The organism is Neobacillus sp. Fa239 (assembly GCF_055395235.1).
This window is the reverse complement of the sequence record NZ_AP041611.1, coordinates 4962255-4986622: the sequence shown is the minus strand read 5'-3', so window position 1 is coordinate 4986622 and position 24368 is coordinate 4962255. Positions and strand designations below refer to the sequence as shown.

Sequence of the window (24368 nt, the reverse complement as noted above, 5' to 3'; positions counted from 1 at the left end):
GATGATATGTCAATCTATATCACAAGTTATGTAATATTAGCCATTTTGCTGTTGCTTCTTATCAATTTAAGGATGATAAAAACAAAAAAACCGGGGATCAATGAAGCGATAAGCAAGGATATGGCTCAACCTCTTCCAAAGGATCAAGAAAGTGTTTCTCGAACCGATGCTGCACAGGTGCAATTTTCCGCCATACCTGAACCGGTATTGGAAGATGTCAAAGAGGATATTCAGCCGAAAGAAAGCTTGAAAAGGCGGCACCAACCAGCTGCTGAAAAAGATTCAGGAACTGGAAAAGTGCTTGTGGCTTTAATGCTCGGAGCGTTTGTGGCGATTCTAAACCAAACGTTATTGAATGTAGCCATTCCGCATATTATGAATGATTTGGGTGTTTCGGCCAATACCGTTCAATGGCTTTCGACAGGTTATATGCTGGTAAACGGAATTGCGATTCCTATAACTGCCTACCTGATTGAAAAGTTTGGAACCAGGAAACTATTTATCGCCGCTATTTTTCTTTTCACATTAGGATCGCTGGCTTGCTCCTTGTCCGCCAACTTTAGTATGCTAATGGTGGGGAGGGTCATCCAGGCTTGCGGTGCTGGTGTTATTATGCCCCTATTAATGACTGTCTTTTTCGCGTTGTTTCCTCCGGAAAAGCGCGGCAAGGCAATGGGAGTCATGGGCATTGTGATGATTTTTGCTCCTGCCATCGGCCCGACCTTATCGGGGTGGCTGATTGGCCATTATTCCTGGAGATTATTGTTTGACATTGTCATTCCAATCGGAGTGCTTGATTTAATTCTCAGCTTCCTATGGATGAAGGACGTAACGAAGGTTACCAATCCTAAATTTGATTTTCCGGGCTTTTTATTTTCAACCTTAGGTTTTGGGTTCTTGTTATACGGCTTTAGTGAAGCGGGAAATGATGGCTGGGGCAGTACCACGGTGATCGTCTCCTTAGCGGTGGGGATTATTTCCTTAGTGCTCTTTGTCTGGCGTGAATTAACCACTGACAAGCCGATGCTTGATTTGCGAGTTTTTAAGTATGATATTTTCGCTTTAACGACGGTTATTAGTATGATTGTCAACATGGCAATGTTTGGAGCAATGATCCTGCTTCCAATCTATTTGCAAAATCTTCGTGGCTATACAGCCCTGCAATCGGGGCTGTTGATGCTTCCCGGAGCCATTGTGATGGGGATTATGTCGCCGATATCAGGTGCTCTTTTTGATAAAATCGGGGCAAGATGGCTGGCCGTCACCGGTTTAACGATTACAGTCATCACCACATGGCAATTTAGCAGTCTGAGTATGACCACAAACTATAGCCATATCCTGCTTCTTTATGTGCTGCGGATGTTTGGGATGTCGTTCATCATGATGACGGTCATGACGGAGGGTCTAAACCAGCTGCCACGTCACCTTGGGGCACATGGGAACGCGGCCTCCAACACAGCACGGCAGGTGGCTGGCAGTATTGGGACGGCACTCCTTGTGACGATCATGTCGACAAGGCAGGGGGTGCATTATGGTGAGTATACCAATACGATCACAAGCTCCAATCCGTTTATCGCAAATAGTTTTTCACAGCTTAGCCAAGGCTTATCGGCCGTCACACACTTGCCGGCTGCAGCAGGCGGACAGCTTACTACCTATCTGATGTACGGTCAAACGATGCAGAAAGCTACCATTGATGGAATTAATGATGCCTTTATTTTTGCTACTGGAATCGCCTTTGTTGCATTAGTATTATCGTTCTTTATTAAACGGGCGAAAGTTAAAGAACAGTAAATGGAGGGGATAGGGTATCTCGGGAGGGTTCATTCCTTCCCTGGGCTAGCTTGTCCTTCTTCCATTTTATATAGGAATATAAACAAGATAATAGGGCGAAGATTTTAATACAAATATCGTTTTAAAGAAAGAAGGGGTAGACATGGCAGATTTAGGACTTCTGATCATTCGGCTGGCCGTTGGCTTGACGTTCATTGGGCATGGGGCGCAAAAATTATTTGGCTGGTTCGGCGGACCGGGCATAGTCCGGTTTGGTGAGTTTTTAGGGTCGATTGGAATCAAGACTGGCGGGAAAACATGGGCGATATTAGCCGGATTGTTCGAACTGATTGGCGGTATCCTTTTTTCAGCCGGTATCCTTACCTGGTTGGGCGCCATCCTGATCATCATCGTGATGATTGATGCGATTTTCACCGTCCATGGAAAAAATGGCTATTGGATAACCGAAGGGGGCTTTGAATATAACTTTATTTTGATAGCCGTCGTCCTCGGAGTAGCCCTCATTGGTCCTGGCAGTTTTGTATTACTTTATAAACTGTAGATACCGTTGGGGGCCAGTCCTCCACTTGGTTAAAGCGGTGAAGTGTGGGAAGGCAACTTTTTTGATTCGCCGATAAAAGGCTTAGATTCGCCGATAAATGAACGGAATTCGCTGATAAAAGGATTTTGGCTCGATTTTATAACATTAACAAGTGTAACTTTTCACTTTATGCTGGTTCCGAATGAAAAAAAGACCTCCAATGAAGGTCTTTTTTTCGTTTAAAGCCTTTTTAAGAACACATAGCTGGTTTTGTCATACTCCATCTTATCTTCATAAAAACGATGGGCATCCACTCGTTGCAGACCTGATGAGAGTGAAACAACACCATAGCCATTTTTCTTTGCCCAATCATGAACAAAATTTAACAGGGCTTCCCCATACCCTTTTGAACGGTTGTCGGCATCAGTCACTAAATCACAAACCCAGATGAACCGTCCATTATATAAGGTGATCATCGGCATAAAGCCTGTTACGGCGACGATTGTTTCTTTTTCATATAAAGCAGCAATTTTATACCCTTCCTTTTGAGCTGCTTCCTGAACCAATTGGAGAAAGCTTGCTTCATCCAAATGGGTCCGCAATTGTTTCATGACCAAAAAAGCTTCCTTCCATTCCTTCTCATTAGTTAATTCCTTTATCAAAATATCCATTTTTTTCATCTCCTTTATCATAATTTAATCGCACACTGGTATAATCGAAAGTACCAGATTTGATGAATTTAATGGTACCAGTTAAGCGGCGGGGGAGGAGAAGTTATGATTGAACTAACACCTGTATTGGATAGCAATAGCCCTATTCCGTTATATATCCAGCTAGCCAACTACATGAAACAGGAAATTTTATCAGGAAGAATAAAGCCTAAGGAAAAATTACCGTCCAAACGAAATTTGTCCCATTATCTTGGAGTGAGTTTAAATACCATTCAATCAGCCTACGATCAATTGTGTGCAGAAGGCTATGTGGAAAGTAAGCCCCGCACAGGAATATTTGTGACCACATTGGATGATGAACTCATCTCAAACCCACAATTCCCTCAAAAATTAGAGCTAAAAAGAGAGCAAGGCCAAGCGAATATTCAGATTGATTTCAATTCGGGCAAGGTCGACTTGGAACACTTTCCCTATGCTATATGGCGAAAATTAACGATGCAATCTTTATACGAGGATCAAGGCGAATTATTTTATAGTGGAAACCCTCAAGGGGAATTGCTTCTTCGAGAACAAATTGCGACTTATCTTTTTGCGTCCAGAGGTGTCAGGTGCTCTGCCGATCAAATCATTATAGGTGCCGGTACGCAGGTGCTGATGTGCTTACTAAGCTTGATCATCGGTAAGGACCATCTCTATGCACTGGAGAATCCCGGTTTTCACCGAACCAGAATCGTTTTACAGGATCAGGGGGTCCAGACGGTTTCCATCCCTCTTGATGAAGATGGGATTCAGATCCATCCTTTAAAAAATAGTGAGGCCGATGTTGTTTATGTTACACCCTCCCATCAATTCCCTTATGGAATGATCATGCCAATCTCACGCAGAATGGAGTTGTTAAAGTGGGCGGAGGGGAAGAACGGGTATATTATTGAGGACGATTATGATGGTGAATATCGTTATAAAGGGAAGCCGATTCCTTCCTTGCAGGGACTGGATACAATAGGAAGTGTAGTATACTTAGGAACGTTTTCCAAGTCTTTGATTCCCTCGATTCGGATCAGTTATATGGTTTTACCGCCAACTCTGCTTCAGAAATACCAAGAGCATTTTACGATTTATAAACAGACGGTTTCCCGTCTTCACCAGGATACACTTTATCGTTTTATGTATGAGGGGCACTGGCAGACTCATTTGAATAAAATGAGAACCCTTTACCGTAAAAAGCACGGAGCCTTAATGTCAGCGATTAAAAAATATTTTGGGGACAGGGTAAAGATCATTGGTGAAAATTCCGGGCTTCATATTGTTTTGGAAGTGAAGAATGGGATGGAGGCAGACCAGTTAATTCGTTTGGCCTTACATGTTGGTGTAAAAGTCTATCCGGTATCGATCTATTATCAAGGGTTAATAGAAAGCATGAGTCCTAGAATCGTATTGGGTTTCGGAGGGTTGTCGGAAAGGGAAATTGATAAAGGAATTCGGTTATTAAAGAAGACTTGGGAACTCAAATAGCCTGCTTCCGCCATATAGTGAAATAAAGAACCGCTGATCTTCTTCAGCGGTTCTTTGTGTTTTATTCATGGGTATTAAAAATGAATTAATATATTCCCTTTTGAAAAAATAGATTTACAATCATTCAAATTATTGGTATTATTCTATTTAATAAATGATTCTAAAAATTTGATTATTTATGATTTTAAAATTGAAATCGTTTTCTAGCTACTTATTATTTTGAAAAAGGAGAGTTTAATATGAACGTTATGATAACCAATGAATACGAGAAAATGGCAGAAAAACTAGATTTGCGCACCCAAGCATTTATTGATGGTCAATTTGTTAATAGTATCTCTGGTGATACTTTTGAGACAACTAGCCCTGTAAACGGTCAAGTTATCACAAAGATTGCCAGTTGTGGAACAGAGGATGTGGAACTGGCCGTGTCAGCAGCGAAACGTTCCTTTGAAGCTCGTGTTTGGGCTGGGATCGAGGCAGTTGAGCGCAAAAGGCTCTTGCTCAAATGGGCTGACCTCATCGAGGAGCATTCAGAGGAACTCGCGATCATGGAAACTCTGGATAGCGGTAAACCTATTACAGACAACATCAATACAGATGTCCCTGAATCTATTGCAGTTATCCGTTTCCACGCCGAAGCCATCGATAAGCTTCAGGACGATATCACCCCTTCTAGTGACAAAGGACTAAACATCGTGGTACGTGAGCCAATCGGCGTTGTGGCAGCCATCCTTCCCTGGAACTTCCCGCTGCTTATGGCTGCATGGAAATTAGGGCCTATCCTTGCCGCTGGTAATAGCGTGGTCGTAAAGCCTGCAAAACCTACGACTCTAACCATCCTCAAACTTGCCGAGCTTGCCAAAGAGGCCGGTATCCCTGATGGTGTGCTCAACATTCTCCCTGGTAATGGGAGTGTGGTGGGTGGCGCACTGGCTCGCCATGGTGATGTACGACTCATTACATTTACCGGCTCTACGGAGGTGGGGAAGAAACTTTTGATTGACTCTGGTGAGTCCAATGCCAAACGAGTACTGCTCGAAATGGGAGGCAAAAATCCTGCTGTTGTCATGCCGGATGTAAAGGATCTTGATTATGGGGCTGACTGTCTTGTCTCATCTGCGTTTTGGAATATGGGTGAAAACTGCACGCAGAATTCGCGCATTTACATCCATAAAGACATCAAGCCGCAGCTTACCAAGCTGATTGTTGAAAAGACCAAGGGGCACAAAGTCGGTAATCCATTTGACCCTGTGACTACTATCGGTTCACTGATTGAGAAAAAGCATATGGAGACTGTTTTGTCTTATATTGAGATTGGTAAGGCTGAAGGCGCAAAGATTATTTGTGGCGGCAATCAAGTACTGGTTGAAACTGGTGGTAACTATGTGGAACCCACTATTTTTGACGATGTCGAGCACAATATGCGGATTGCCAAAGAAGAAATTTTTGGCCCTGTCGTTGCGCTGATTGAGTTTGAGGATCTAGACGAAGTAATCAAGATGGCCAATGATTCAGAGTATGGTCTCCAGGCTTCTGTGTATACCTCGGATCTCAATACGGCCAATAAACTCGCACGCGGTATTCAGGCCGGTGTCGTATCGGTAAACTGCTACAGCGAAGGCAGTACCAATGTTCCTTTCGGGGGCTTCAAGCAATCAGGTTTCTTCGGAAGGGATAAATCTGTTTGGGCAAACCTTTCCTATACTGAAACAAAATCTATCTGCATCGCATTAAATTAGTAGTTTTGACATGATTAAAGCCGATTTTCCTACGCTAGGGAATGATCGGCTTTATTTTATTGAATTAAGGGCTTTGCCCTCCTCCAGAAAAAAATTAAATAGCCTATGATTCAGAGGTGAATAGAAAACCATGATAGAGAGAAAGATTGCAGTCGGCCTTCAGCGCGGCCTCCAGGCTCAAGGTGCTACTGAGTTTGTAAAAAAAGCATCTTCATTTAGTTGTGACATCAACATTATTAAAGAAGGTAAATTCGTTGCAGGAAAAAGTATTATGGGCGTTATGTGCTTGGCTGTTAGAAAGGGAGAAGATGTCATTCTAATGGCAGATGGAAGGGATGAACAGGAGGCAATTGAAGAATTAACAAGTTTTCTTTGTTTTTCTGATGTTAAAATGGATGAATGAATGAAAATAAATATTCCCTTTTTAAAAAAACGGTTTACAATAATTCATTTATTTGTTATCATCTACTCATGAGATAATTCAGAAAATTATCTAATTAATAATTTTCAGAAAGATAGAAATATTGAGTTGTAGATTTTAATTTTATTAACATTTATGAGGAGGATAAATTATGTTGAAACCTTTTGGAATGATCCCAGCTTTACCTACACCGATGAATGAGGATAAAAGTATTGACTTTAAGGGGCTTGAACAACTCATTGAACATTTGATAGATGGTGGAATGAACTGTCTTTTAGTGGGAGGTAGTACTGGAGAATACTCACTAATGAGCTTGGAAGAACGAAAAGCAGTCATTAAATTTGTGTGTGAAACATCAAATGGCCGATTACCTGTTATGGCGGGTACAGGATGTCATCGAACAGAAGATACAATTGAACTTACGGGGTACGCAGCTGAAGTTGGTGCCGATTTTGCCTTGGTCATTAATCCTTACTATATGACAACGAGCAGAAAAGGAATTATTGATCATTTCAAGGCTGTTGCAGAAAGCGCTGACATTGGAATTGTCATCTATCATTATCCAGATGCTACAGGTGTTGAACTTGATCCAGAACTAATCTATGAATTAAGTCAAATAGATGGAGTTGTCGGTATTAAAAATACAGCTGATGGAATTCACACTTCAAAGCTTATTGCTTTAACAAAAGACAATCCAAACTTCGCGGTACTGACTGGATTTGAACATTTAATCCTACCTACATTAGCATTAGGCGGACATGGTGCTGTTGGAGTAGTCCACAACTTGGCTCCGAAAAAAATTGCCAAACTATATGATTTAATCGTTAATGAAAACAACTTAAAAGAAGCGACTAAATTAAATTTGGAATTGCTAGAGTTATATAATGCTATTGAAGAAGAAACGATTCCAGGAACAGTAAAGGCAGGCTTGGAAGCACTAGGATTATCAGGAGGACCAAGCAGATCGCCACTAGTGCCTGCTTCCGAAGAATTCAAATCAAAGATTGAAAGAGTATTAAATGAATTAGGGGAACTAAAATTAGTCCAACAATAATTGAATTGGGGAAATTATAAATACACGAGGGATGGGATGAATTCCAATGAAAGATGTCGTTATAATAGGCGGTGGACTTGCTGGTTTGTCTGCTGCCTGGCAGCTTAAACACCATGATATTTTACTTTTAGAATCTGATGATCGTATTGGCGGGCGTGTACGATCTGAGCGCCGAGGAGATTATTGGTTAAATTGGGGCGGACATTTATATGCTGGAGCTGGTTCAGCTACAGATGAATTATTTAAATCTGTAGGAATAAAGGCAGAATCTGTACCAGGAATATTAACGGCCATGTCTTTGAATGGGAAGCTGCTTAAAGATGGTCCGGTTGAACTGTATCCATTTAGGGCCCCTATGTCGTGGAAAGCTAGATTTGCGATGATCCGTGCAGGTGCTAAAGTGCGGGCAGCCGTTATCAAATATGGAAAAATGGCAAAAAAACGTCCGGGAGAGGACTATAGAGTTCAGCAACAACGAATTTTAGAATTTATGGATGATCGAACTTTTGCCGAATTTACTGGAAAATTACCACCAGATGCAGATGCCATTTTCAGACCTACGGTTAGCCGTTCGACAGGCAGCCCTGAGACCATGACGGCAGGGTCTGGTGTAGGATATTTCCACACTGTATGGAACAAGGACGATGGGTTAGGAAGAAATATTGTGGGGGGACCATCCACGCTTACGAACACGATTGCCACAACACTAGGCGACCGGGTTCAACTAAATGCAAACGTTTCAGAAGTTCTTCAGAAAGAAGACTCTGTTGTCGTACACTATATGCAAGATGGCGTGAAGCATGTGGTGGAAGCACGTTATGCCGTACTCGCGACTCCTGCCACCATTACAAAAAAAATAGCAAGAAACATTGACCCAGAAATCGCAGACGCTCTTGGAAAGGTTAAATATGGTCCACATGTTAGTGCAGCATTTTTAACAAATGAAACAGGACCTCAAGTTTGGGATGATGTATATTCTTTTGCAACGCCTAAAAGATCATTTGACATTATTCTTCATCAATCGAATCTAGTCCGTTCTTGGGAAACGGAGAGGAAACAAGGAAGTAGTTTTATGACCTTTTCACCTGGTGAAAGTGGGCGTCGGTTAATGGATAAATCTGATGATGAAATTATTCAAATGAAATTGAAGGATTTAAATGAAATATTCCCTGGTTTTAGTAATCATGTCGTTGAGTCTCACGTCATGAAATTTCCGTTCGGATCCGCTTATATCTTCCCAGGTCGTGCAGAACTACAGCCAATTTTAACAAAATCTGCGGGCAGATTGTTCTTAGCCGGTGATTATTTAGGCTCCAAATATACGGAGACAGCCATTCAGACAGGATTCACTGCAGCACAAAATATTAATAGCTTACTAGAATTCACGGTTCATGAATCTCAAAAAGAGAAGAAATTTAAGGCTGTGTCTGGTAATTAATTACTATGATTATAGTGAGTCATGCAGCTAAATTCATTATGTTATTATAATAAGACTTATATAGTTTGAAAAACCCCCTCATTAAATCCAATCATTTACAATCAATGATGTGGGTTTATGAGGGAATTCCCCAAACCTTTTAGGGGTAAATTCCTTAACAACGGAAAATGCAAGCGTTTACTAGGAGTGGGGGTTATTTGTTCGACTCATTTTCCCATTTTGAAAACTGAGCGAATAAATTTTCATAATATTTCCACAAAATTAATTGTGCTTTTTGGAAAGGGATGGCTTGAAAAAATTTATTTCAATAATAGGGGGAAAATCATGAATAAAGTCCGTACAATGGAAGATATGCCCTTAAGTCGATTTCATTTTAAAATGTTTGCCTATTCCAGTGGAAGTGCATTCCTCGATGGGTATATAATAGGAATTATTGGGGTAGCCCTTTCAGTCATAAAGAATCAATTCGATATGTCTTTAACCATTATGGGACTTCTTGGAACGGCCACTCTTGTGGGGATGTTTTTTGGTGGATTAATAGGAGGGTATCTTACAGACATTATTGGCCGGAAGAAGATGTTTCTCATCGATATGCTTGTCATGCTGGTTGTGTCAGTCCTTCAATTTTTTGCCCATGATCCTATACAGTTGGTCATTTTGCGAATTGTTTTAGGTATTGCGGTAGGGGCAGATTACCCCATTGCAGGAGCTTTAATGGCGGAATTTTCACCGAAAAAAAATCGTGGCGGCTTACTTGGAGGGATTAATTCACTCTGGTATGTCGGATATGCTAGTTCCTTTTTGGTCGGATACTTTATGCTTTCCATCGGTGATACGAGCTGGAGATGGATGCTTGCAAGCAGTGCGGTCCCAGTATTAATTTTGCTTATTGCTCGTTTAAATATGCCAGAATCCCCTCAATGGCTGGCTAGTAAGGGTAGGGAAAAAGAAGCAAACGCTATTATTCAGAAAATATTCGGGGATCATGTGGTCATAGCGGCCGAACCATTGTCTAAAGTGAAAACCAGCTTTCTTGATATATTTCGAAATGGTAATGGGAAATGGACCATTTTCGTATCGGTTTTCTGGTCCCTTCAACTTATACCCACTTTTGGAATAGGAACTTATATCCCTGAGATCCTTGGACAATTTGGTTTTGCTAGTGGAAAGATGGAATATCTTGGATCAGCAGTCCTTAATATCATCTATCTTGCTGGCTTGATTCCTTTTCTCTATTTGGTTGAAAAATGGGGAAGAAGACCGACAATTATTTGGCCCTTCTTTATATCTTCCATCTCTTTATTCATACTGGGAGCAACCTCTGGATTAAAAATGTCATTTGTTTTTGTCTTAGCACTCTTTGTTATCTATGGAATTTTTAATAATGCAATGGGAATGCATGAATGGATCTATCCGAATGAGCTTTTCCCAACCCATATTCGGGGTACGGCAGTAGGATTTACTACAGCAATAAGCCGTGCTGCCTCCGCTACTAGTACGTTTCTCTTTCCAACCATTCTGGCGAACTATGGTTTGGCAAATACGTTGTATATTTGTGGGGGACTGTTTTTCATTGGATTTTTAATCTGTCTCGTTATTGCTCCGGAGACAAAAAATATGAGTTTAACCCAATCTAGTTCAATAAAAAAAGCTAGTACTCTTGGGACAGAAAGCCCCGTAGCAAGGGAAACCGTTTAATAAAAAAGAGTAAAATTGAGTTTCTAAGGGAGGGTTTGACCCGGCTAGTGGAAAAGTGGCTGACCGGTGTCATTCCCTTTTTAAAATGAACTGAAATTAGCATACAACTTAATAGGAAGTGAATGATATGGAAAAACGGCCAAGTTTGAGAGTTTATCTTACTACAATTCTTGGTGCGGTATGTTGGGGACTTATTGGTTTATTTATTGCTCCATTGTATGCTCACGGCTTCACGGCTTGGGACGTAGTTGCGATTCGGGCTATTTTTACCTTTGTTTTCTTAATTCTGCTTATGGCAGTATTTTATCGTGATCAGTTACGTACCAGATTAAAGGATCATCTTTATTTCGCTGGTGCGGGAATTTTAAGCATTGCTTTTTTTAATTTTTTTTATTTTGAAGTTTTTTCAAAATCGAGTTTAGCTCTTGCCGTAACCCTTTTATATACAGGTCCATTGTTTGTCACCATTCTATCCCGGCTCTTTTTTAAAGAACCGTTGACCATTCGTAAAGGCATTGCACTTGCCGTTGCTATTATAGGTTGTGCTTTTGTTGTAGGTCTACTGCCATTCGGTCAGGAAGGTATACCTATGAAAACATTGGTAATGGGGATTTTATCTGGATTTTGTTATGCATTGTACAGTATTTTCAGTAAACCTGTAACTAAACGGTATTCTGGATTGACCATTACAACGTACACATTTCTTTATACGAGTATTTTTATGTTACTGACAAGTGACATCATAAGAAAGACCTGTCAATTTCAACATGTAGATGTATGGGTGTCAGCGCTATTGTTAGCGTTAGTATCAACGGTTGCAGCTTTTGTTTTGTACACTTCAGGTCTAAAACACTTAGAAGCTAGTAAGGCTTCCATTTTAGCAACGATAGAACCCCTTATTGCCGTATTATCTGGAGTACTTTTTCTTGGGGAACATCTGAGGGGGTGGCAGGTATTAGGGATCGGATTGGTTTTGTATTCAGCCATTCTTGTCTCAGAGAAGCGGTCTAAGGCTAAGAACCTTACCCCGGCTGCCTTAACCTATAAAAAAGGCTAATCAGATTACCCTTAATATGAACGGGCGCCATTCAGGTGGCGTCCTTTTTGAATTGGGCCATTTTCTTGAATATGGGATATAATAGACTAAAGATAAATCAATTTTGATGGATAATCTACAAATTGAAGGTAAAAAGGTGATTCAAATGATATTAGATAATCCAGGAACAACCATTCATAAAATCATGGAGATTAAAGATTCTTTACCAAAAAGACAAAGACAGTTATGTGATTATATTCTAAAAAATTATCAGTCATTAGGATTGATAACAGTTAAAGAGCTTTCGGAACATGCCAAAGTTGGTATTTCAACCGTGATGCGTACGATCAATGCTTTAGGGTATGAAAGTTTTAATGACTTACGTAAAGATATCTATGGTGAATCGGTGCCATCTGTCTCAAAATGGACATTAAAGAAGTCCTTGACAGAAATTCAAACAGATGAAGAGAAAGTTTCAACTTTGATGCAGGTTTGGAAAGAATCAGTTCATTTATTAAATAAATCATTGGATTCTAATTTAATGGAAAACTTCGAAAATGCGATTGATTTGATTTTAAAATCAAGTTATATCAATGTTTTGGGTACTCGGCCGTACAGAGCAACTGCCTTATATTTAGAACTGTTGCTTGGAGAATTCTATCCTAAGATTAGGCAACTAGGCCATGATACGGAAGTCATTTATGATAGGATTTTGCAATTTGAAAAAGATGAAATTTTAGTGGTTTTTGCATTCGAACCATACACAAATCGAATTATCGACGCGGTTAAGCTGGCCCATGAATTAGGTAATAGCATTATATTGATAACAGACCATATTTCATGTCCAATTATTTCATATGCATCTGTAACATTGAAAGTAGAAGTAAGTGAAGAACAATTTTCAGTCATACCTATTATGGCATTGATTGATGCATTGGTCATTGAAATCGGTAAACGATCATCAGAAGAATCAATTAAAAAGTTGAAAAGATTGGAAAAAACGCTTTTAGAAAAGAATATTACTTTTTCTTATTAAAACTAGATTAAATCATTATTTGAGAGGAGGAAAGCACAACATGAAAACACTAGAGCAGGAACAAAGTGTATATGATGTTTTAGAACAACTAAACATTCCTTTTAAGAGGTATGAACATATACCTGTTTTCACAGTTGAAGAAATACGTAATTTGGATATGACGATTCCCGGAGGACATACCAAAAATTTATTTTTAAGAAATCAAAAAGGGGATAAACATTTTTTAGTGATTGTGTCAGAAGATAAGAATGTAGATTTGAAAAGTTTACCTAATCTTATTGGTAGCACCCGCCTAAGTTTTGGTTCTCCTGAAAGGCTGGATAAATATTTAAAGGTTTATCCAGGAGCAGTCGGCGCTTTCGGATTGATAAATGATACGACTAACCATGTGCAGGTTGTATTAGACAGTGATTTACTTGATATAGACTCAATTAACTTTCATCCCAATGTAAATACAGCAACAGTTAATCTTTCAGTCCAAGACTTTAAAAGATATCTTGATTCGATCCATAATCCTGTTTCAATGATAAAATTTCCAGCGTCACAATTTTGAACATTTTTTTCATGGAATAAACCAAGATTATAAAGGAATCTTGGTTTAACCGCTTTCATTTTTTGCGAAATCAAGGAAACCTCTCGATTTTACTCTGTACTAGCCCCACCTACGCTAAATACTATGATGTTCACATTAACCATCCAACCCAGTATAATTATACAAATATATGTTTATATATTCAATGTTTATTAATATGCTAATATATTCCATGTTGCGATGGGGGTCAGTCCCCCACTACGTTAAAGCGTTAAAACTAGTTCATATAAATAACTCTAAACCTTCCAAATGCAGGATGTTGGAGGGTTATTTGGCGTGTGGATTTTTAGGAGTTACACATTTAATAGATTAGTAAGATAAATTTAATTTAATCTTTAGATGAAATTTAATACATTCTTCTACAATTATGTTTGGGCCTTTTACCAAACCGTCTCTATGCATTAAGGGCGATTATGAAAGGTTTTGAAAAAAAAATGAGGGTTATTGGAGGGACAATGAACCGATTAAAATCAAAATTCAAGTGGCAGTACCTGGGGTTATCTGCCATTTTATTCATTTCTATTATTCTTAATTTTTATAAGTTAGGGCAGGAGGGATATGGAAATCTTTATTATTCTGTTGCCGTAAAAAGCATGCTGGGCAGCTGGCATAATTTTTTCTTTAATTCATTTGATCCTAAAGGATTTATCACCATTGATAAGCCTCCGGTTGGATTTTGGCTTCAAGCCTTGAGTGCATACATTTTCGGATTTAAAGGTTGGAGCCTGTTTTTTCCACAAGCTTTGGCAGGCGTTCTATCGGTTGCATTACTATACCAGCTTGTAGCTCGTGTATTTGGTGTCGGAGCTGGACTGCTTTCAGCGCTATTTTTAGCCATTACCCCCATTGTGGTAGCGACAGACCGAACCAATGAGGTAGATAGTATGCTCATGTTTGTTACACTGTTGGCAACATGGGCACTAAGCAAGACAACAGGGGATAAGCCATTAAAATGGTTGCTGCTTGCTAATTTTCTAGTTGGGGTTGGGTTTAACATTAAAATGATGGAGGCATTCCTAGTCCTACCAGCCTTTTATCTATTTTATTTGCTTTCTGCTAAATTGACCTGGCGGAAAAAAATAGCCCATTTATTTTCTGCAACTATCGTTCTTGTTGTTGTGTCCCTTTCCTGGTCGGTCATCGTTGATTCGATCCCTTCAAACCAGCGGCCCTATGTAGGGAGTACGCAACATAATTCAATGGTAGAGTTGGCGGCTGGATATAATGGGATCAACCGCTTGATTGGGCAGCAGCATGGTTTACATGGAGGTTCATGGTCGCTGCAGGGTCAGCACGCCAATAGCCAAATGGGTGGCAGCCGAAATCATTATGCTTCAATTGGATCAAATGGTCACGATTCTACGATCATGTCTAAAGGAGGAAACCACGGTAATAGAAATTCGGGTTTTCTCAGGCTGTTTACCACTCCTCAGCTAGTTGGTCAGCTAAGCTGGTTATTGCCAATCGCCTTCATTAGTATAGTATCGCTTCTATGGGGTTTGCGTTTTCGTGCTCCTCTTGGTCGAAAGAGGAAGATGGCCATTTTTTGGACCGTGTGGGTTTTAACCATGTTCCTATTTTTCAGCCATATTGCCAATATGATGAACAGTTATTATATGGTTATGATGGCTCCGGGAATTGCTGCGCTGGCTGGTGTTGGTTTTAAAGGAATGTGGGATCAATGGAACAGGAAGGACAAAAAATGGTTTTTACCGATTGCTTTGGTAGGCAACGCTGCCTTTGAGATTTCAGTGGTTTGGATGTATCCGGCATTACGTACCCCGGTTTCTTTTGCCATTGGAGCACTGTCATTGCTTGCCTTGATTTGTTTGTTATTTATTCAAAAATTAAAGGATACTAGTAAGAGAGCCCTGTCTAACATTGCTGCCTTGGCAGCTGTTTTGGCTATCATTTTTGCTCCGACGGCATGGGCCATGTCGCCAATTCATTATGGAGGCTCAGAAACAAAACCGTTTGCGGGACCGGAGCTTAAAACTCAAAGAATATGGAATGAGAAGACAGCCAGCCCTAAACTTGAAAACTTTTTAAAAGCTAATTATCGAAAAGGAACTTTCTTGGCTGCCACAATGGATGCTCCTACAGCCGCGCCTATCTTACTCGATACCAATCTGCCTGTTATGGCAATGGGTGGGTTTAAGGGGAGCGATCCGGCATTAACGGTTGAGAAATTACAAAAGATGGCCATGGAAGGTCAAATCCGATATTTCTTGCTTCAGGGCGAGTCGCGTGGAAATGAACAAGCGGCTATAATCAACTGGATCCAAACCAATTGCCGTGTTGTACCAGCTTATAAGTGGCAGGATTCATCTTTAATGAATCGTAGTTACCGGAGTTGGTCAGGCTTAGGAAACTCTACGATGAAGCTTTATGAATATGTGAAAAATGATTCTCTAGTTACGAAGAAATAGGTGAGGACATTCCCGTGACAGGCACATTTGGGAATGTCGAATCATTTCCCGACAAATAATTTACTATTTTTCAAGAGGAAATCCTTATTTAGCAAGGGTTACAGCTGTTTTAACCAAACGTTTGATTAATAAGCTATTTTGAAAGAAAAGGTCGAAGGACGTAAAACGAAATGTTTTTTATAGGCTAATGGGGAAACATGACTGAAAATGGAGAAGGTCAATAAGAGAGTTTAGTCCTTCCAGCAAAAGCTGGAAGGACTTTTCACTTTCTAGCAAAAATATGTCTGGCATTTACGGAAGGATATTGCCGGCAGCACGATAGATGCTATACCATTCTTCACGTGTCAGTTGAATTTCGCTTGCGTTACAACAGTCTCTTAATCTGTCAATATTCATTGTCCCGATGACCGGCTGCATTTTGGCAGGATGACGCAACAGCCATGCGATGGCGACCGTGGTGTTGCTGACTCCATATTTGGCGGCGATTTCATCAATCTGCTGATTTAATTCCGGGAATTTGTCGCTTCCGAGGAATACACCTTCAAAGAAACCATATTGGAATGGTGACCATGGCTGAATGGTGATATCGTTCAGTCTGCAGAAGTCAAGTATGCTCCCATCCCGGTTGATCGCCGCATCATTTTCCATGTTCACATTGATTCCATTGGAAATCATGTTGGCATTGGTGATGCTTAATTGCAGCTGATTGGCAACGAGCGGCTGCTTTACAGATTTTTTAAGGAGCTGGATCTGCATCGGATTCTGGTTGGAGACACCAAAATGACGCACTTTCCCGGAGTTTTCAAGAAGATCAAAGGCTTCTGCGACTTCTTCAGGCTCGACAAGCGCATCCGGACGGTGAAGCAGCAAAACGTCAAGATATTCCGTTTTCAGCCGTTTCAAAATACTGTCAACCGATTCTAAAATATGTTCTTTTGAAAAATCAAACATGCCATTACGGATACCGCATTTGGATTGAAGGAAGATTTTTTCCCGGACCTCTGCGTTCATGTGAATGGCATCGGCGAAGATTTCCTCGCATGTTCCGCCGCCATAAATGTCGGCATGGTCGAAGAAGTTTGCGCCTTCATCCAAGGCTGTTTGGACAAAGCGCTCAGCCTCAGCTTTTTCTAAAGAGTTAATGCGCATGCAACCGACTGCAACGACCGGCACCTCTAATCTGCTGTTTCCCAGTTTCATTGTTCTCATGATTCCCTTGCCTCCAATTTATTAGGATTTCTTGTTTGACCTAAGTGAAACCATTCATGCCTATTCTTATTTTACACACGCGAATAGTAGGAACCAATTATACTGCCTGACCTAAAACATGAAAGCCCATTTCAGCTAAAATAGTTGAAAATGGGCTCTATGATTGAATTAGCTACTTAGCGCATATTCATATCGTTCGGATGGGGCCCTTTACGTCGATTGCGGTTAAGTTGGTTAATTTCCTGCATTTCCTCTGCTGTTAGTTCGAAATCGAAGACATTGAAGTTTTCTTCGATTCTCGATGGAGTGACGGATTTTGGGATAGCGATGGTATTATTTTGTAAATGCCAGCGCAGCACCACTTGGGCAGGAGTTTTGCTGTGTGACGAGGCAATCCTTGTAATCACTTCATCACGCAGGACGTCTCCGCCCTGTTCAAGAGGACTCCACGCTTCCACAAAGATTTCATGCTTTGCACAAAAATCCTTTAGCTCATTCTGAGCAAGGTATGGATGGCATTCCACTTGGTTTAAAACCGGCTTTACTTCGCATTCCTTTAATAGGCGCTCCAGATGCTCGATTTCAAAGTTGCAAACGCCAATCGCTTTTACGCGTCCATCATGATAGAGCTTTTCCAGTGCTTTATATGTATCAACATACTCATCAAATTGAGGGGTTGGCCAATGGATTAAATATAAATCTACATAATCAAGGCCTAATCTTTCCAGGCTTTCATCAAATGCCCGTAATGTATTTTCATAGCCCTGGTCAGTGTTCCAAACCTTTGTTGTAATAAACAGCTCTTCGCGGGGAACAGAAGCTTCTTTAATCGCTTTCCCAACGCCTTTTTCATTCTTATAGATCATTGCCGTGTCAATGGAGCGGTAGCCCGTTTCAATGGCTTTTGCCACTGCCGCAGCGGCTTGGTCATCGGCAACCTGCCAAACACCGAATCCAAGCTGCGGCATCTTTAATCCGTTGTTAAGGGTAACAAAATTCATTTTGTCTTTCTCCTTTTATAAAATATTTTGATTCAAAGCTGCATAGGTAGTGTCCCCCGATTTTGGAAAAACACCCCAATAAATCGTCTTTATATTATACTGCAGTAAAAGGTGGGTGGGAAAGTATTTAGTATTACGAAAATTTCGGCATGGTGACAGGCACCGAAAAGGCACCGAAAAAGAGAGTGTCTTTTGGACACTCTCTTGCATTAATTCGACTATTTATTAGTCACATTACCTTGTGCATCGCGTTGTACTTTCATTTGTGTTACAGGAATATAGCCTTGTTTAGTCACAATATTTGTTTGTACTTCATCACTCATCATGTAGTCAAGGAATGCTTTTGCAATTTCGTTTGGTTGGCCTTTAGTATAAGCGTGCTCATAAGCCCAAACTGGGAATTTACCAGTTGTTACATTCTCTGAAGTTGGTTGAACTCCATCAATTGAAAGTGGTGTTACCGTGTTATCAGTTAAATAGGAGAAGGCAAGGTATCCAATTGCGCCTGGTGTTTGATTAATAATTTTCTTCACTGTGTTGGATGAATCTTCTGTAATGCCTTCTGCAGGTGTTGCGCCATCTAAAGCTAATTTATTGAAAACTGCACGTGTACCAGAAGAATCAGGACGGTTTACAAGAGTAATTTTTTGATCTGGACCGCCAAGTTCTTTCCAGTTTGTGATTTTACCAGTGAAAACTTTGATAAGGTCAGCTTTTTTAATATCTTTAATTCCAACTTTAGGATTAACGGCAGCTGTAATACCAACTACGGCAACTTGGTGGTCAACTAACTGGGTCGCATCTACCTTTTTTTCTTCAGCAAAAAGGTCAGAGTTACCAATTTGAACTGCACCTTGGGCAACCTGTGATAGACCAGTACCAGATCCACCGCCATTTACTTGAATGCTAACTTTTGAGTTTTTATTCATAAATTCTTCTGCAGCAGCGGAAGCTAATGGCTGTAATGCAGTTGAACCGGAAATAACCAATGAGCCGGATAGTTCTTTTGTTTGGGTTGTAGTATTGTTTGAAGTTTGACTTGATGCAGCTTTATTTGTGTTGCCACCACATGCAGCCATTACTACCATTAACGCTGCTAGAATCGTTATCAGACTAAACTTTTTCAAACTTTTCATTTACTTATTTCCCCCTAAGGATTTTGATTAGTTGCTTGTTCTTTCTTACATGTTTCATAATAACTTCAAAGTATTAAGTCGGTTTGAATTAGATATAAAGGGTTCGTAAATAAATGTTGAGTTATTGTAAATATTATTTCTTTTGTTAAATCTATTGAAGGATTACATCAAGAACTAAGGATAATATTATGGGTAATTATGGTAATGTTGGCTTATTTAGAATAAGAATTAGATTTTCAAACACCTTATAAGAAACTGGAAATGACCGTTTGTTCAAAAGAAAGGTAAGCTATCAGATGAAACTTTCTCTTTTTATCGATGTCTCTGTCATTTTGATTATTTGCGTAGTTATGTATAATAAAAAACTTCCTTTACTCGAGAATATATTTATTATGATGGTATTGGAATTCATCGTCTCCAGTTATTGTGCCATTTTGTACATTAATTTAGATGTATGGGAGGTGGCAAACGGGACGGAGCTTTTTATTATTTTCCGAGTATATGAAGCAATCATGAACCCGTTTATCTGGCTGCTATATTTCAATTTGCTGCCCAGGATGGTATCCCGAGTGTCTAAATCGATCGTGACGCTGTTTTTTGCCGGGCTTCAATATTCTGTGGAACAATGGATGGTACGATGGGACGTCATCACGTATAGAGGATGGCATTTTTGGCAGTCACTTTTTGTCCAATTGATGGTCTTAGCGATCACTAGCCTTTGCCTCATGTTGTACCGTCGTATATTACAAAAAGAAAGGATTCAATTCTAGATGATGCCTCTCCCGCAAAGATTTGACCAAAATGAATGGTTTCTTATTATTTCTATCGTTATTTCTTATTCCATTATTCTATTTTTACCAAGGAGATTTCCTTTAGGGATTACGATCCTTCTTATGTTCTTTGGTTCGGTTGTGGCAAGGCTCTCGGATCATTTCTTGGCTTCACCCAAACTTGATTTATATAATTTAATGGATACACCAAACTACGATTTATTCGACCTCGTTACCTATCTTTTATATGCCCCATTTTCCTATCTTTTCATTTACTTTTATGATAAATGGAAGGTGAAAGGACTTTGGAACCTGCTTTATATTTTCCTATGCACAGTAGCTGGTACTCTATACGAATGGGTATGTAAAGTATTTCATCTCTTTACGTATAAAGGCTGGCATCTTTCTTATTCTTTTACTATTTATTTAATCGTTCAATGTTTAGCCTTACTTTTTTATCATTTGGTTAAACGGAACTACCAATTATTACTTAAAAGCAGATAGGTAGGAATACCTGTTTATCCACTTATTCCAGCAAAAAAGGTATTTTTTTCACCCTTTTGGGGCATTACTTGACCATAAACCGTTAAAGAGAAAAATGCTTTAAAATGTAGGAGGGGAAGAAATGAAAAGAGAATTAGATGAAGCGATTATCGAACTGAATCATCTTATCGCCGCCAAAAAGAAAGACATTGAAGATTGTGAAAGAGAACTGAATTACTTGCATCACGAATCCATCGTTAGAACCGCCCTATTGTTCTACCGATCCGAGTCACAATACCAATTAAACAGATATACAAACAAATTAAATACTGCCCTTATGGAATGGGGTCAGTCCCCCGTCACGGTAATGCGGTAAAGTGAATATGAACAAAATATAAAAACCAGCCTGTTGGCTGGTTTTTATATTTTTATTTACAGCCAGACCACTTCGAATCCTCTAGTAGAGATCGCCATAATAGAAATTATAATTTTCGTCTAATTCTTCCTCATAATCTTCATCGAGTTCATCGTCAGCTAGTTTGTTTTTAAACCAATTAAGGATTGTTGATAGCATTTGGACCACTCCTTGAAGTATATATTTTTGGAACCTTGTACTACTTTAGAATACAGCTCAATTGTAAAAGGAGTATTAACTCAGTTTTAAAATCGTATTAATTTTACTTTTCAAAAAAGTCGCAAGCAAATTCGTTTGAGATTTGTCTGCCGTCCAATTTTTATAAAAATGTACTTATCAGGATGATTGCTCCTACTGCCCAACAATAGATGGCAAAGGGTCTCATTGCATTAATTTCTTTTGTTTTAAACCATTTCATTAGGATATAGACACTGATAAAGGCAAAGATCCCAGAAAGAATCCCACCAACAATGGACATTTGCAGCAAACCGTGTGTTCCGCCTTTTGCTAATTTGGGGATTTCAAGGACGCTTGCTCCCAAAATCACCGGTGTGGCCAATAGCATCGATAATTTCGCGGATGCCTCGTGCTTGAGCCCCATCCAAAAACCAGCAGTCATACTAGAACCGGAGCGGGAAAAACCAGGTATTAAGGCCAATGATTGAAATAAACCGATGATAAAGGCTTGTTCATATTTAAGGTCCTTGATCTCCTTGGTTCCACTTGAACGCAGTTTTTCACCGAAATAAAGGAAGAATCCGTTTACGATTAAAAAGATGGAGGCACTTGTCACGCTGCTAAAGATAAGGGTTAGCTTTTTCTCAAAGACAACGCCGATAATGGCTGCTGGTAATGTTGCGACAATTAGCAGCAGTAAAATTCTACGATTCGTTTTGGCGTCTCCGTTGAAAAGAGAGCGAATGAGGTCAAGCCAATCTCTCCAAAAGAATAAAAGCAAGGCTACGGCGGTCCCTAAATGGAGCATAACCACATAGGGTAAGAAGTGTTCTTTTAGGAACTCTGGGCTAAGATTCCAATGGAAAACATAAGGAGTTAATACGCCGTGAGCCACACTGCTAATAGGGAAAAGCTCAGTAATACCCTGAATAATAGCAAAAACAATTGTTTTAATAATAACCACTTCAAATTCCTGCCTCTCTAATGATCAATCGACTTCATTATAGCAAGGGGATCATTGGATAAAGTGGACCTATTCGATTCTTTACCGTAACTTTACATCTTCTTTACTTTTCTTTAAGTCCCTCATCACCTTTTTGTATTGTTTTAACGAGTTTAACTTGCCTATATAGCCCCTCTTGTTTTTGAAATCAGCGGAAATGAACAGGATGGCGCGGTATGGGAAAAATTTATTTGTCCGAAAGCGGAGGTCATGCCAATCTACAAAAAAGCCGCTTTTGCATTCACGAACAAATGGATACGCAAAATGGGTACTCGCAAGAAAGTCTGAAACGGCTGGGTCCTTTTTGCTGTCTGAAATCAATTCCGGAGTGTATGCATTTTTTGAAAGGGTGTGTTCAATAAAAAGACTGTCTTCAGAATAATTACCGAATAGGAAGGCTTCATTCGACTCAATGATGACATCCCATTTAAACAAAGCTGTCTGTGGGATTAGTTTGATGCGAATGGCATTTCGGAAGTGATGCTGTAATTGCTTTTTCACTAAAATTGCGGTAAACGTTCGAATGACAAGGTATATAAAAAGGAATAAATAAATCGCCAGAAAGGTTTTCCCGCTACGAAAAAACGGGAGTAAACTGAAGCCGAGAAAATGGAGCATTAAAATATATGGATCTACTAAGGGAATAGCATCAAAAGCAATCCATTTTCGGGAAAAAGGAAGGAGGATCTGTGTTCCATGGACATTAAATAAATCAAAAAGGCAATGGAACATAACGGCTAAAAATGTCCATAAAAATAAATGAAGAAAATTGGCAGATGGGAAGAATAGATAAACGCCACAGGAAACTACCATGCCCCATAAGGGAAGGGCAGGAAGTGAATGGGAAAAACCTCGATGATTTCTAATATAGCTGCCTTTCCCTCGCAATCTATAAATAAAGTCAAAATCAGGAGCATTTGAACCAATGACCGCCCCGATAATAACTGCTTGTGTTAGCGTAGAATGATCGGAGACGGATGGATCGAGCTGTGCAAGGGCACCAATTCCCAAGCCGATGACAATATGCGAAAAAGTATCCATAGGATCACTCCTTATTAAAATCATCCATATATTTGTATCTTAGGTTTCTCGATCACGTCATGGTAATGCCAAAGCAAATGCGTGAAGATGTGGTCCCAGTTTTTTGTCAGCGCATAATTTCTTCCTTCGATTCCTAATTGCATTCTTAAACTATCATTTTCTAATAGCTCAAGAATAGCTTTTATAAATGCATGTACATTCCCTGGTTCACACAAATACCCTGTAACCCCTGATTTAATAATATTTTTTACACCGCCTGAATGGGCGGCAATCACCGTGGTACCACTTGCTAGTGCTTCTATCACAACATTTCCGAAAGTTTCGGTAGGAGAAGGAAAAATAAAAAGGTCTGATGTGGAGTAGAATTGGGCTAATTGTTCCCCTGTTAAATATCCCGTAAAAGTCATGTTCGCCGGCGCTTTTTGTTGAAGCTCTTCCTTTAGCGGACCGTCTCCAATTACGAACCATTGAATTTGCTCTTTGACCTTAGAAGGCAGTGCATCTGCAATCGCCAGGAGTGTATGGACATCTTTTTCAGGTGCGAGCCTGCCTACAAACGTTAGGAGGTATTTTTTTGTGATTCCGTATTGCTTTCGAACAGCTTTTTTATCATAAAAAGGATGATAAATCTGGCAATCGACGCCACCCGACCAGATTTCCAGATTCGAGAATCCGTTCGATTTTAGCTGTGTTAACGTTTCATGGGAGGGGACAAATAATTTTATACATGGTTTATAGAACCATTTCATGTATTTCCAAAGGATTTTTGAAAGAAATTGAAGATTGTAAAATTGCAAATAATTGTCAAAATCGGTGTGATAGGAGCCGACAAGCGGAATGTTTAATTTTTTGGCCCAATAGACGCCGCAAAGCCCTGCGTTAAAGGGGGTAGCGACATGAATAATATCAGGAGAAAAATCTTGCAATTCTGCTTTAGTTTTAAGAAGGTTTGGAAAAGCAAGCTGGCATTCTGGATATAAGAAAAAGGAAAGGCTTTTAAAGCGGCGGATGTGTTCAGAAATATATTCGTTTGAATGAGAATCAGGTGCAAAAACTTTATAGGATATGTTTTGGTCATCTAAATAATTTGTCAATTGTTTTAGTGTTCGGGCCACCCCATTGATGTCAGGATAGAAGGTATCCGTGAAAATCGCAATTTTCATACATATCTCCTCCTTAACCATTTCCAAATC

The 24368-nt window shown here is 39.8% G+C and carries 22 protein-coding genes; 15 read left to right on the top strand and 7 right to left on the bottom strand.

The genetic code is table 11. From position 1 onward, the window contains the following. Positions 1-6 precede the first annotated feature (6 nt). Both ACZ5XR_RS24585 and ACZ5XR_RS24580 read left to right on the top strand, forming a co-directional pair. Positions 7-1794, top strand: a complete 1788-nt coding sequence (locus ACZ5XR_RS24585) for a DHA2 family efflux MFS transporter permease subunit (protein WP_464499096.1) — start codon at positions 7-9, stop codon at positions 1792-1794. Positions 1795-1936: 142 nt separating this feature from the next. Beyond that, complete coding sequence (locus ACZ5XR_RS24580) at positions 1937-2335, top strand: DoxX family protein (protein ID WP_464499095.1); 399 nt, start codon at positions 1937-1939, stop codon at positions 2333-2335. A gap of 218 nt (positions 2336-2553) precedes the next feature. Here ACZ5XR_RS24580 and ACZ5XR_RS24575 read toward each other — a convergent pair whose 3' ends face one another. Then, the gene (locus ACZ5XR_RS24575) at positions 2554-2985 is read right to left on the bottom strand and encodes a GNAT family N-acetyltransferase (protein ID WP_464499094.1); all 432 of its coding nucleotides are present in this window, start codon (positions 2983-2985) and stop codon (positions 2554-2556) included. Positions 2986-3090: 105 nt separating this feature from the next. Here ACZ5XR_RS24575 and pdxR point away from each other — a divergent pair, with 105 nt between their 5' ends. From pdxR to ACZ5XR_RS24525, 10 genes are all read left to right on the top strand, one after another. Continuing rightward, positions 3091-4497, top strand: a complete 1407-nt coding sequence (gene pdxR, locus ACZ5XR_RS24570) for a MocR-like pyridoxine biosynthesis transcription factor PdxR (protein WP_464499093.1) — start codon at positions 3091-3093, stop codon at positions 4495-4497. Positions 4498-4736: 239 nt separating this feature from the next. After that, the gene (locus tag ACZ5XR_RS24565) at positions 4737-6236 is read left to right on the top strand and encodes an aldehyde dehydrogenase (protein WP_464499092.1); all 1500 of its coding nucleotides are present in this window, start codon (positions 4737-4739) and stop codon (positions 6234-6236) included. Positions 6237-6366: 130 nt separating this feature from the next. Next, the gene (locus ACZ5XR_RS24560; protein WP_464499091.1) at positions 6367-6639 is read left to right on the top strand and encodes an HPr family phosphocarrier protein; all 273 of its coding nucleotides are present in this window, start codon (positions 6367-6369) and stop codon (positions 6637-6639) included. Positions 6640-6808: 169 nt separating this feature from the next. Continuing rightward, positions 6809-7711: a 4-hydroxy-tetrahydrodipicolinate synthase gene (gene dapA, locus ACZ5XR_RS24555; protein ID WP_464499090.1), complete on the top strand. Its 903-nt coding sequence runs from the start codon at positions 6809-6811 to the stop codon at positions 7709-7711. 46 nt (positions 7712-7757) lie between these two features. Further along, complete coding sequence (locus ACZ5XR_RS24550) at positions 7758-9149, top strand: protoporphyrinogen/coproporphyrinogen oxidase (RefSeq protein WP_464499089.1); 1392 nt, start codon at positions 7758-7760, stop codon at positions 9147-9149. Between the two features lie 324 nt (positions 9150-9473). Further along, positions 9474-10847 carry an MFS transporter gene (locus ACZ5XR_RS24545; RefSeq protein WP_464499088.1) on the top strand — a complete coding sequence of 458 codons (1374 nt, stop codon included), beginning with the start codon at positions 9474-9476 and terminating at the stop codon, positions 10845-10847. 127 nt (positions 10848-10974) lie between these two features. Further along, a complete protein-coding gene (locus ACZ5XR_RS24540) occupies positions 10975-11904 on the top strand; it encodes a DMT family transporter (protein WP_464499087.1) in 930 nt (309 codons plus the stop codon). A gap of 106 nt (positions 11905-12010) precedes the next feature. Beyond that, positions 12011-12919, top strand: coding sequence for a MurR/RpiR family transcriptional regulator (locus ACZ5XR_RS24535; protein WP_464502429.1), 909 nt, complete (start codon positions 12011-12013; stop codon positions 12917-12919). A gap of 40 nt (positions 12920-12959) precedes the next feature. Further along, a complete protein-coding gene (locus ACZ5XR_RS24530; RefSeq protein ID WP_464499086.1) occupies positions 12960-13472 on the top strand; it encodes a prolyl-tRNA synthetase associated domain-containing protein in 513 nt (170 codons plus the stop codon). A gap of 494 nt (positions 13473-13966) precedes the next feature. Further along, positions 13967-15940 carry a glycosyltransferase family 39 protein gene (locus tag ACZ5XR_RS24525; RefSeq protein ID WP_464499085.1) on the top strand — a complete coding sequence of 658 codons (1974 nt, stop codon included), beginning with the start codon at positions 13967-13969 and terminating at the stop codon, positions 15938-15940. A 291-nt stretch (positions 15941-16231) separates the two neighbouring features. Here the strand turns inward: ACZ5XR_RS24525 and ACZ5XR_RS24520 are convergent, their stop codons facing one another. The 3 genes from ACZ5XR_RS24520 to ACZ5XR_RS24510 form a co-directional block, all read right to left on the bottom strand. Further along, complete coding sequence (locus ACZ5XR_RS24520; RefSeq protein WP_464499084.1) at positions 16232-17149, bottom strand: aldo/keto reductase; 918 nt, start codon at positions 17147-17149, stop codon at positions 16232-16234. 176 nt (positions 17150-17325) lie between these two features. Next, positions 17326-18150 carry an aldo/keto reductase gene (locus ACZ5XR_RS24515; protein ID WP_464499083.1) on the bottom strand — a complete coding sequence of 275 codons (825 nt, stop codon included), beginning with the start codon at positions 18148-18150 and terminating at the stop codon, positions 17326-17328. Between the two features lie 218 nt (positions 18151-18368). Beyond that, positions 18369-19286, bottom strand: a complete 918-nt coding sequence (locus ACZ5XR_RS24510) for a phosphate ABC transporter substrate-binding protein (protein WP_464499082.1) — start codon at positions 19284-19286, stop codon at positions 18369-18371. Positions 19287-19582: 296 nt separating this feature from the next. On the opposite strand from ACZ5XR_RS24510, the gene ACZ5XR_RS24505 reads away from it, so the two are divergent. From ACZ5XR_RS24505 to ACZ5XR_RS24495, 3 genes are all read left to right on the top strand, one after another. Continuing rightward, a complete protein-coding gene (locus ACZ5XR_RS24505; protein ID WP_464499081.1) occupies positions 19583-20056 on the top strand; it encodes a hypothetical protein in 474 nt (157 codons plus the stop codon). Beyond that, positions 20057-20560 carry a hypothetical protein gene (locus ACZ5XR_RS24500; protein WP_464499080.1) on the top strand — a complete coding sequence of 168 codons (504 nt, stop codon included), beginning with the start codon at positions 20057-20059 and terminating at the stop codon, positions 20558-20560. It begins immediately after the preceding gene. A 121-nt stretch (positions 20561-20681) separates the two neighbouring features. Beyond that, positions 20682-20915: a hypothetical protein gene (locus ACZ5XR_RS24495; RefSeq protein WP_464499079.1), complete on the top strand. Its 234-nt coding sequence runs from the start codon at positions 20682-20684 to the stop codon at positions 20913-20915. A gap of 358 nt (positions 20916-21273) precedes the next feature. Here ACZ5XR_RS24495 and ACZ5XR_RS24490 read toward each other — a convergent pair whose 3' ends face one another. The 3 genes from ACZ5XR_RS24490 to ACZ5XR_RS24480 all read right to left on the bottom strand — a co-directional run bounded on the left by ACZ5XR_RS24490 (position 21274) and on the right by ACZ5XR_RS24480 (position 24338). Continuing rightward, on the bottom strand, positions 21274-22095 hold the full coding sequence (locus ACZ5XR_RS24490) for an undecaprenyl-diphosphate phosphatase (RefSeq protein ID WP_464499078.1): 822 nt from the start codon (positions 22093-22095) through the stop codon (positions 21274-21276). An 81-nt stretch (positions 22096-22176) separates the two neighbouring features. Beyond that, a complete protein-coding gene (locus ACZ5XR_RS24485; protein ID WP_464499077.1) occupies positions 22177-23175 on the bottom strand; it encodes a metal-dependent hydrolase in 999 nt (332 codons plus the stop codon). Between the two features lie 20 nt (positions 23176-23195). After that, complete coding sequence (locus ACZ5XR_RS24480) at positions 23196-24338, bottom strand: glycosyltransferase family 4 protein (RefSeq protein WP_464499076.1); 1143 nt, start codon at positions 24336-24338, stop codon at positions 23196-23198. Positions 24339-24368: the final 30 nt, after the last annotated feature.